Source organism: Streptomyces sp. NPDC059477, assembly GCF_042749375.1.
In the GTDB taxonomy this organism is placed as follows: Bacteria; Actinomycetota; Actinomycetes; order Streptomycetales; family Streptomycetaceae; genus Streptomyces.
On the sequence record NZ_JBHYUG010000100.1, the window covers coordinates 22,428 to 32,028 of the forward strand.

Genomic DNA, 9,601 nt, shown 5'->3' on the forward strand with positions numbered 1-9,601 from the left:
GGGCGCCGACCCGTCGTGGACACCCGGCGTTTTGCCCGAACGGTCCCGTCCGGGACACCATGCCCCCATGAAGGGTGACCTCTTTTCCAGCGAGCACATGGTCCAGCCGGCCGCCGCGCCGGGCATGACGATCGAGAACGCGAAGTGCGTCAGGTACGCGGTCAACGGCGAGATGCTGGCCCGGCAGGGCTCGATGGTCGCCCACCGGGGCAGCCTCCAGTTCGAGCGCAAGGGACAGGGCGGCGTCGGCGGCATGCTCAAGCGGGCCGTCACCGGCGAGGGGCTGCCGCTGATGGCGGTGCGCGGACAGGGCGAGGCATGGTTCGCGCAGGAGGCGCAGAACTGCTTCATCGTGGAGGTGGAGCCGGGTGACGAGTTCACGGTGAACGGCCGCAACGTCCTGTGTTTCGACGCCACGCTGTCCTATCGGATCGCGACCGTGAAGGGTTCCGGCATCGCGGGCGGCGGGCTCTTCAACAGCGTGTTCACCGGGCAGGGCCGGCTGGGCCTGGTGTGCGAGGGCGTTCCGCTGGTCATCCCGGTCTCCCCGCAGTGGCCGGTGTACGTGGACACCGACACGGTGGTGGGCTGGACGGCGGGGCTCCAGACGTCGCTGCACCGCTCGCAGTCGGTCGGCTCGATGCTGCGCGGCGGTTCCGGCGAGGCGGTCCAGCTGATGCTCCAGGGGCAGGGACATGTGATCGTCCGCCCCAGCGAGACCACGGCGGGCAAGCCCCAGCAGCACTGAACCTCACGAAGGGTTCGGACAGGATCGGAAAGGTTCGAAAAGTGAGCACCTTGATCGGCATCTCGGACATCGAAGCGGCGGCCGGGCGGATCGCCGGGCAGGTGGTGCGGACGCCCACCGTGCCGAGCCCCGGGCTGTCCACCCTGCTCGGCGTCCCGGTGACCGCCAAGCTGGAGCTGTTGCAGCGCACCGGTTCCTTCAAGGCGCGCGGCGCCACGGCCAGGCTGCTGGCGCTGAGCGAGGCCGAGCGGGCCGCCGGGGTGGTGGCGGTCAGCGGCGGCAACCACGGCATCGCGCTCGCCGTGATGGCCGCCGCCCTGGAGGTGAAGGCGACGGTCGTCATGCCGCGCTCGGCGCCCGCGCGCTCGGTGGAGCTGGCGCGGGACGCGGGCGCGTCGGTGCGGCTGACGGACGACATGGCTTCGGCGTTCGCGCAGGTCGAGCGGTTGCGGGACGAGGGTCTCACGCTGGTCCACCCGTTCGACGACCCGATCGTGATCGCCGCGCAGGGCACGGTGGGCCTGGAGTTCGCGGCCGACGCCGGTGAGCTGACCGATGTGCTGGTGAGCATCGGGGGCGGCGGGCTGATCTCCGGGGTCGCGGCGGCGCTGCGGGAGCTGCGGCCGGGGCTGCGGATCTGGGGCGTGGAGACCGAGGGCGCGCAGGCCATGTCCGAGGCGCTGCGGGCGGGCGGCCCGGTGCCGGTCACCCCGTCGTCGATCGTCATGCCGCTGAACGCCCCGACCGTCTCGCGTTCGACGTACGACCATGTGTCGGCGCTGGTCACCGAGGTGCTGGTGGTGTCGGACCGGGACGCCGTCCAGGGCTGTCTGGAGTTCGCCGAGCACGCCAAGCTGTGGACGGAGCCCTCGGCGGGCTGTCTGCTGCCGGCGGCCCGGCGGGTGCGGGAGCGGATCGGCGAGGGGGCCCGGCTGGGGCTGGTGGTGTGCGGCGGCAACACCACGGTGAGCGAGATGGCGGACTGGACGGCCCGCTTCGGCCTGCGCTGACCCCGCCCAGGCCCCCGGCCGGAGGCCCGCCGCGCCGAACCCTGGGCGAAGGACGTGCCCCCGGTTGTGCTTCCGATTGAACACCCGGCGTCACCGCCCGCGTACCACTGGCAAAGCGTGGGAGCGGGGTTCACGGGGTGGGAGCGGGGTTCAGCGAGGGATGAGCATGGCCGAGACGCACGTCTTCGCACACGGGCTGGTCGCCGGACGGTACCGACTCCTCGACGTGGCGCACCGGGAGACGAACCGCGTCGGCTGGTACGGCGAGGACATGGACGCGGGCCTACCGTGTCTGCTGACCCGGATCGGGCTGCCGCCCGGGAGCGGGGAGGGCACCGCGCTCCGGGTGACCGGCCGGATCATGCGCGCGGCGGACGCCATGGGCGCGCTCGCCCCGGGGCGGGTGCCGAAGGTGGTCGACGCGTTCGAGGACGCGGGCACGCTGTGGACGGTCACCGAGTGGGCGGGCGGCACTCCGCTGCCGGAACTCCTCGCGGCGGAGGGCTCGTTCCCTTACGCGCGGGCGGCGCGGCTCGGGCTCGAACTGCTCGATGTCCTGGAGGCCGCGCACGGCGAGGGCATCACCCACGGCGAGCTGAGCCCCGGTCAGGTGTTCGTGCCGGACCGGGGCCCGGTCATGGTGTCCGGGTTCGGCCTGGCGGGCGCGACCCTGGCACCCCGGCTCACGGCACCCTCGTACGCCTCCCCGGAGCAGGCGCGGGACGAGCGCGTCGGCCCGGCGGCGGATCTGTGGGCGCTGGGCGCGCTGCTCTACACGATGGTCGAGGGACGGCCCCCGTTCCGGGACCGGGACCGGCCGCAGGCCACGCTCCGGGGCGTGGACCGGCTGCCGTTGCGCGCTCCGCTGCGCGCCGGGCCGCTCGCCCAGGTGATCCAGGGCCTGCTGCGCAAGAACTCCCGCGAACGCCTGACCCGTCCGATGACCCGCGAGGCACTCACCCGGGTCCTCGGCCCCGACCCGGACGCCACCCCGCCGCCCGGCCCGCGCCCCCGGCTCCACCACGCCTACGCCACCGCCGCGCACGCCGGTTCCCGCTGGAGCAGGCGGACGGCGGTGTTCGGTACGACACTGGCGCTGGCGGCGGCCACGGTCGCCGTGGTCACCGCGACCCGCCAGCCGTCCGGCAACAACGGCACCGCGGCGCCCGAGCCCCCACCCCGCCCGTCGGCCTCCACCCCGCCCATGCCATCGCCCTCCACAACACCCCCGTCCCCCTCCCCGAGCGGCCTCCCGGAAGGCTTCCGGACCTTCCTCTCCCCCGAGGGCTTCTCCGTCGCGCTCCCCGCCGGATGGACCGTGCTGGACACCGACAAGGTGTCCGACCTGGCCTACCGTGTCGTGCTCGGCGCCGGGGACGATCCGCGCACCCTCGCGGTGACCTACAGCGAGCGCGTCGGCCCCGACCCGGTCGCGGTCTGGCGTGACGACGTGGAGCCGGGCCTGGAGCGGACGGACGGCTACGAGCGGATCGGGGACATCGAGGCGACCACGTACCAGGGCCGGAGCGCGGCCGACATCCAGTGGCTGGCCGACGTCGACGGGACCCGCGTACGCACGTTCGGCCGGGGCGTCTCGGTGGGCGGCGGGCTCGGCTACTCGCTGCGCTGGAGCACCCCGGCCGCGGACTGGACGGACAGGGCCAACCAGGAAGCGCTGGAGACGGTGTTACGTACGTTCCGGCCTCCGGTGGACTGACGGACCGTCGCTTCCGGAAGGGTTCACCTGTGCGGTCGACCGGGCTGAGCAAAGCACCGTCAATGGGTGGATAGGCTGCCTGTCCGCACGTCCGCAGAACAGTTCAGAGCCCCACAGGAGAGTAGTCCGTGACCCTAGCGACCGAGCCGTCCGAGGCATCGACCGCCCCCGCCGACCCGTCCGCCACCGCGCCTGCCCCCGCGTCCGCCGCCCCGCCGTTGTCCGACCTCGTGGCGCGGGACGCGCGCGAGTTCGGGGTCTACGCCCGTACCGGAGGCTGGGCCTTCGCACTGCTGGTGGCGCGCAGCGTCCGGCCCGGCGGCCAGGGCGCGGAGGAGACGCCGAAGGTGTCGGCGAAGGAGTTCGCCGAGCTGGCCGGGTGCTCGCCGGACCGGGTGATGCGCTACTACAAGGCGTGGGACCGGGCCGCGGACGACGGCATGGTGCCGCAGTTCGAGGCGCTGCGGCCGGGCCAGGACGTCGAGTTGCCGGACGCCGACGCATGGCTGACCTACTACACCTCCCGCAACAGCGCCACCTCCGAGCGCGGCACCGCCATCGCCGAGGCGGCCGAGGCCGAGGGCATCCGCCCGACCAAGGCGCTGGAGGTGGCCGAGAACCCGACGGCCCTGCGGGCCGCGATCCTCGCCGACCCGTCCACCGCGCAGGCCGCCCGCCGCGCCCTGCTGGACCGGGTGCGCGAGGATCCGGAACTCCAGGCCGAGCTGGCCCGGGACGTCGTGCGCACCGATGATCTGAAGAAGGCCGTCGCGACCGAGAGCCGCGCCGCCGACCGGATCGGGTATGTGCGGCAGATCGCCGAGTCGGGGCAGATCAAGACGCCCGCGGGGCAGACGGTGGACGCGCCCGCCGACGTACGGCAGGAGGCCGAGCGGCATCTGTCGCTGATCGACGAGCTGGACGAGGACGAGGACTCCGGTGAGTGGGCCTCGGAGGCGTACGACACCATGAAGTCGCTGGTCGTGGAGACCGTCGAGGCCGATCCCGAACTGCGGGTGAGCGACCGCCGGACGAAGTTCTACAACAGCCTCCAGAAGGCGACGAAGGTGTTCGAGGAGCTGACCTTCGACGACGCCGAGGACTTCTACGAGGACGACATGGTCGCCCGCCTCGAAGACCTCCAGCAGGCCATCGCCTCGTGCCTGACCGCGCTGCGCGGCACCCGCAAGGAGCAGGGGCGGTAGTGCTCGGGCGGGCTGAGTAGCCGTACTCATGTCGTGGCGTCCGGGCGGCGCCACGATGGGGGCTCCCGAACCGAGGAGCCCGCATGTCCGCCGCGCCCGTCCTGCCCGTCACCCGCTCCGGCCCGCGCCGGACGAGGCTGCCCGCCGTGCTGGCCGGGGTCGTGGTGGCGGCTCTCGCCGTCTCCGCGTGGCAGCCGGCGGACCGTTTGACGTGGTTCCTGGAGACGTTCTGGGTGTTCCTGGGGCTGCCGCTGATCGTGCTGCTGTGGCGGCGGTTCCCGCTCAGCGGGCTGCTGTGCGTGCTGCTCGCCGCGCACGCGCTGGTCCTCGCGATCGGCGGGCACTACACGTACGCACAGGTCCCGGCGGGTGACTGGGTGCGGGACGCCTTCGGCCTGGAGCGCAATCCGTACGACAGGTTCGGCCACCTCATGCAGGGCTTCGTCCCGGCGATCCTGGTCCGTGAACTCCTGCTGCGCACCTCGCCGTTGCGTGGCAGCCGCTGGCTGGCGCCGCTCGTGGTGTGCGCGTGCCTGGCCTTCAGTTCGGTGTTCGAGATGCTGGAGTGGGCGGCGGCGGTCATCGGCGGCGAGGCGGCGGACGCGTTCCTGGGCACGCAGGGCGATGTGTGGGACACCCAGTGGGACATGTTCTGCGCGCTGATCGGGGCGGTGGTCTCACTGACCCTGCTGAGCCGGGCGCACGACCGCCAACTGACCGCGCTGGAGCGCGGCCGACCCCGCTGAGGCCGACCGCCCCGCGCGTCACTTCCTCCCGCTGGTCAGCGACCGCGTCTGCACCGAGCGCGCGACCTTCGGACCCAGCCAGCGCTTGAACCGGCGCAGGGTCTCCAGGCGGCCGGCCGCCCGGTCGAGCCGGTAGTAGAGCTGCGGTGGGACGTACGGCAGCAGCGGCGAGTGGCGCTGGCCGAGCAGGGCGAACATCTGCTCGGGCGGCAGTTGGATGTAGCGGGGCAGGTGCTCGTACCACTGGGCGCTGTAGCGGGCCGCGCTCTGCACCGGCAGCAGGGCGGCCTTGCGGTCCTGTTCGTAGGCGGTGAGGGCCCGGGGCAGTTCGCGGTGGGTGCGCAGGGCGCCGGCGAGGGACATGGCGTCCTCCAGGGCGAGGGTGGTGCCGGCGCCGATGGAGTAGTGGGTGGTGTGGGCGGCGTCGCCGAGCAGGACGAGGTTGCCGTGGTGCCAGGTGCGGTTGGTGAGGGTGCGGAAGTTGAGCCACTGGGGGGCGCCGTCGGTGGAGGAGCGGCCGATCAGACGGTGGCCGTCGAGGACGTCCACGAAGAGTTTCTCCAGCAGTTCCAGTCCTTCGTCCTCGCCCGCGCGGTCGAGGCCCAGGCCGGTCCAGGTCTCGGGGGCGCACTCCACCACGCAGGTGGAGCGGTCGGCGCCGAATCCATAGCCGTAGCACCAGATCCAGCCGTGCTCGGTCTCGACGAAGGCGAAGGTGAAGGAGTCGAAGACCTTGGTGGTGCCGAGCCAGATGTAGTGGTTGCGGCCGGAGCGGACCTCGGTGCCGAAGGCGTCGGCGTGCCGGGTGCGCAGGGCGCTGCGCACCCCGTCGGCGGCCACCACCAGGTCGGCGGGCGGCACGTTCTCGGCGGTGATCTCCCGGGTGTGCTCGATGCGGACGTCCAGTTCCCGGGCGCGGGCGGCGAGGATCTCCAGGAGCCGGTGGCGGCCGATGCCGAAGCCCTGGTCGCCGCTGTGCCGGGTGGCGAGGCCGCGTACATGGGCGATGCCGTCGCTCCAGCGGACGGAACCGGCGTCGATCGCGAGGGCGGACTCCGGGTCGTGCGCGTGCAGTTTGTCGAGCAGTCCACGCCAGTAGGTCACGCCCCACCCGTAGGTGGAGCCCTCCGGATCGCGCTCGTGGACGGTGATGTCGTGGGCGGGGTCCTGCCGCTTCAGCAGGATCGACAGATACAGGCCGGCGGGCCCGCCGCCGACGCAGACGACCTTCACACTCACCCCTGGAAGTCACTCAAAGCGGTCGATTGACAACGCAGAGTAGCAGCGGCGTGCGGGTGTGACGGTACGCCCGGCCGCCGGGGGCGCCGGATGGGGTGGACGCGCGCGGGACGCGGCGGGTGGAGCAGCTGGCGGGGGTCACATACTGCGGCACTCCGGGTGGCCCCAGCCCTGGTCGTTCTTGGCGATGGGCTCGCCCGCCGCGTAGGGGCGGGCGCAGGCCGGGCAGCGGCCGGGGAACTTGGCCTTGATCGTGCGCGCGGCGGAACCGCCGTTCGGGCGGGCGGCGGAACCGCCGTTGGGGCGCGCGGACTTGCGGCGCGGGCCGCTCCTGACCGGGGTGTCCGGGGAGGGCGGGGGCTCCGGGGAGCCGAGGTCGCTGCTCGCGGGCTCCTGGACGACGGCGGCCTGACTGGCGGCCCGGTCGGCGAAGTCGTTGAGCGGGTCGCCGTCGACCTGGTGGGCGGGGACGTAGCGGAACTCGACCGCGCGGCCGTCGAGCAGTTCGTCGATCCGCACCACCAGTTCCTGATTGGCGACCGGCTTGCCGGCGGAGTTCTTCCAGCCGTTGCGCTTCCAGTTGGGCAGCCAGGTGGTGACGGCCTTCATGGCGTACTGCGAGTCCATCCGGATCTCCAGCGGTACGCCGGGGTCGACCGCCGTCAGCAGGCGCTCCAGGGCGGTGAGTTCGGCGACGTTGTTGGTGGCCCGGCCGAGCGGTCCGGCCTCCCAGCGACGGGGGGTCTCCGTCTCGTCGGCCACCACCCACGCCCAGCCCGCCGGTCCGGGGTTTCCCTTCGAAGCCCCGTCGCACGCGGCCACCACTCGTTCACGCATGTGCTGATCATGCCATGACCGCGAGGGCTCAGGAGATGTCGGTGGTGGTCGGCGGCCCGCCCGCGGTGGTCGTGGTGTCGATCACCGAGAAGTGGGCGCCCTGCGGGTCGCCGAGCCCGGCGAAGCGCCCGAAGGGGCTGTCCATCGGCCCGTACCGCAGGACCGCGCCGAGCTTGGTCGCCGTGGCGACGGCGTCGTCGCAGTTGGCGACGTTGAAGTAGACGTTGACGAACGGGGGCACCTCGGGCGGGAAGTCGTCCGTCATCTTCATCCGGCCCAGGACCGTGCCCTCGGTGGTGTTGTAGAGCCGGAAGTCCATCTGCCCGTCCTCCATCTGCTGGGAGGTGAAGGAGAAGACGGTGGGGAAGAAGGTGTCGGACTTCTCGGGTGTGCGGGTGAAGATCTCGGCCCAGCAGTACGCGCCGGGCTGCTCCACCGGCGCTTCGAAGCCCGCGTGCGTGCCGGGCTGCCACACACCGAAGACGGTCCCGCCGGGGTCACTGGCGAGGCACATGGAGCCGAAGTCGCCGACCTGCATGGGCTCCATCAGCAGTTGCCCGCCGTTGTCCCGGATGCGTCCCGCCGCCGCGGCGACGTCGGTCGTCGCGAGGTAGAGACACCACTGCGACATCGCTTCCTGGCCGGGCATCGGCGGTACGACGGCGGCGACGGCCTTCCCGTCCGAGAACGCCTGGGTGTAGTTGCCGTACTCCGGCGACGACTCGCCGAAGGTCCAGCCGAGGACATCGCCGTAGAAGCTCTTGGCCGCCTCGATGTCCGGGAAGGACGCGTCGGCCCAGATGGGGGTTCCCTCGGGTTTCACGGTCATGGTCGCGCTCCCTCTCCGCTCGCCGGGATTGCCGGATTGTCCACATATCTCACGCTAGCCACTCGAAGGGCCGCTCGCGCGCCGAAATCGCATATCTGTTCCAAACTGGGGGCGGGACCTGCGACAGCGACCGCGCGACAGGGAGTGGGCGATGGCGGAGACGACGATGCGGGCATGGTCGGTGACGGCGCCGGGGCCGGTGGAGGGGGACCCGTTGCGGTGGGTGGAACGGCCGGTGCCGGAGCCCGCCGGGGACGAACTGCTGGTGCGGGTGCGGGCCTGCGGGGTCTGCCGTACCGACCTGCATGTCACCGAGGGCGATCTGCCGGTGCACCGGCCGGGGGTCACACCCGGCCACGAGGTGGTCGGCGTGGTCGCGGCGCTGGGCCCGGACGCACGGGACTTCGCCGTCGGCGACCGGGTCGGCGTGGCCTGGCTGCGGTACACGGACGGCACCTGCGGGTACTGCCGCCGGGGCGCGGAGAACCTCTGCCCGGCCTCGCGGTACACGGGCTGGGACGCCGACGGCGGCTATGCCCCGTACACCACGGTCCCGGCGCCCTTCGCCCACCGGCTCCCGGACGCCCTGGACGAGGTGGCGGCGGCCCCGCTGCTGTGCGCGGGCATCATCGGCTACCGGGCGCTGAAACGGGCCGCGCTGCCGGCGGGCGGGCGGCTCGGCCTGTACGGGTTCGGCGGCAGCGCCCATCTGTGCGCCCAGGTCGCCCTGGCCCAGGGCGCCCGGGTGCACGTGGTGACCCGGGGTGCGGCGGCCCGCCGGCTGGCCCTGGACCTGGGGGCGGCCTCCGCCCAGGACCTGGACCGGCCGCCGCCGGAACCGCTGGACAGCGCCATCCTGTTCGCCCCGGTGGGCGACCTGGTCCCGGTCGCCCTGCGCGCCCTGGACCGCGGCGGCGTCCTGTCCGTCGCCGGCATCCATCTCACCGACGTACCGCCCCTGCGCTACGAGAGCGACCTCTTCTACGAGAAGGAGCTACGCAGCGTCACGTCCAACACGCGCGAGGACGCGCGGGAGTTCCTGGCGCTCGCCGCCCGCCATGGGGTACGGGCGACGACGCACACCTATCCCCTGACGGGCGCCCTCGCGGCCCTGCGGGACCTGAAGGCGGGCGTCTTCGACGGGGCGGCGGTCCTGGTGAACCCCGACGACGGGGCCTAGGGCGTGTCCGCAAAGTTGGTTGGTCGTTGCTCCGTTCGTGGTGCGACGTCATGAATTGACTGATCAGGCCTGGACGGTGATCGGGCCGCT

General features: G+C 72.7%; 9 protein-coding genes. 6 read left to right on the top strand and 3 right to left on the bottom strand.

The window, feature by feature from the left end; all coding sequences use genetic code 11:
- Positions 1-67: 67 nt before the first annotated feature.
- The 5 genes from ACFXAZ_RS33105 (at position 68) to ACFXAZ_RS33125 (ending at position 5,426) form a co-directional block, all read left to right on the top strand.
- On the top strand, positions 68-748 hold the full coding sequence (locus ACFXAZ_RS33105; protein WP_384598663.1) for an AIM24 family protein: 681 nt from the start codon (positions 68-70) through the stop codon (positions 746-748).
- Positions 749-798: 50 nt separating this feature from the next.
- The gene (locus ACFXAZ_RS33110) at positions 799-1,758 is read left to right on the top strand and encodes a threonine/serine dehydratase (RefSeq protein WP_384598676.1); all 960 of its coding nucleotides are present in this window, start codon (positions 799-801) and stop codon (positions 1,756-1,758) included.
- Positions 1,759-1,918: 160 nt separating this feature from the next.
- Complete coding sequence (locus ACFXAZ_RS33115) at positions 1,919-3,475, top strand: protein kinase (protein WP_384598665.1); 1,557 nt, start codon at positions 1,919-1,921, stop codon at positions 3,473-3,475.
- 128 nt (positions 3,476-3,603) lie between these two features.
- Positions 3,604-4,680 carry a hypothetical protein gene (locus tag ACFXAZ_RS33120; protein WP_384598666.1) on the top strand — a complete coding sequence of 359 codons (1,077 nt, stop codon included), beginning with the start codon at positions 3,604-3,606 and terminating at the stop codon, positions 4,678-4,680.
- An 83-nt stretch (positions 4,681-4,763) separates the two neighbouring features.
- On the top strand, positions 4,764-5,426 hold the full coding sequence (locus ACFXAZ_RS33125) for a DUF2238 domain-containing protein (RefSeq protein ID WP_384598668.1): 663 nt from the start codon (positions 4,764-4,766) through the stop codon (positions 5,424-5,426).
- A gap of 18 nt (positions 5,427-5,444) precedes the next feature.
- Here the strand turns inward: ACFXAZ_RS33125 and ACFXAZ_RS33130 are convergent, their stop codons facing one another.
- From ACFXAZ_RS33130 to ACFXAZ_RS33140, 3 genes are all read right to left on the bottom strand, one after another.
- Positions 5,445-6,659 carry an FAD-dependent monooxygenase gene (locus ACFXAZ_RS33130; protein WP_384598678.1) on the bottom strand — a complete coding sequence of 405 codons (1,215 nt, stop codon included), beginning with the start codon at positions 6,657-6,659 and terminating at the stop codon, positions 5,445-5,447.
- A gap of 144 nt (positions 6,660-6,803) precedes the next feature.
- Positions 6,804-7,502 carry a ribonuclease H gene (locus ACFXAZ_RS33135; protein WP_384598670.1) on the bottom strand — a complete coding sequence of 233 codons (699 nt, stop codon included), beginning with the start codon at positions 7,500-7,502 and terminating at the stop codon, positions 6,804-6,806.
- A 28-nt stretch (positions 7,503-7,530) separates the two neighbouring features.
- Positions 7,531-8,331: a VOC family protein gene (locus ACFXAZ_RS33140; RefSeq protein ID WP_384598672.1), complete on the bottom strand. Its 801-nt coding sequence runs from the start codon at positions 8,329-8,331 to the stop codon at positions 7,531-7,533.
- Between the two features lie 166 nt (positions 8,332-8,497).
- Here ACFXAZ_RS33140 and ACFXAZ_RS33145 point away from each other — a divergent pair, with 166 nt between their 5' ends.
- Positions 8,498-9,511, top strand: coding sequence for a zinc-binding alcohol dehydrogenase family protein (locus ACFXAZ_RS33145; RefSeq protein ID WP_384598680.1), 1,014 nt, complete (start codon positions 8,498-8,500; stop codon positions 9,509-9,511).
- Positions 9,512-9,601 lie beyond the last annotated feature (90 nt).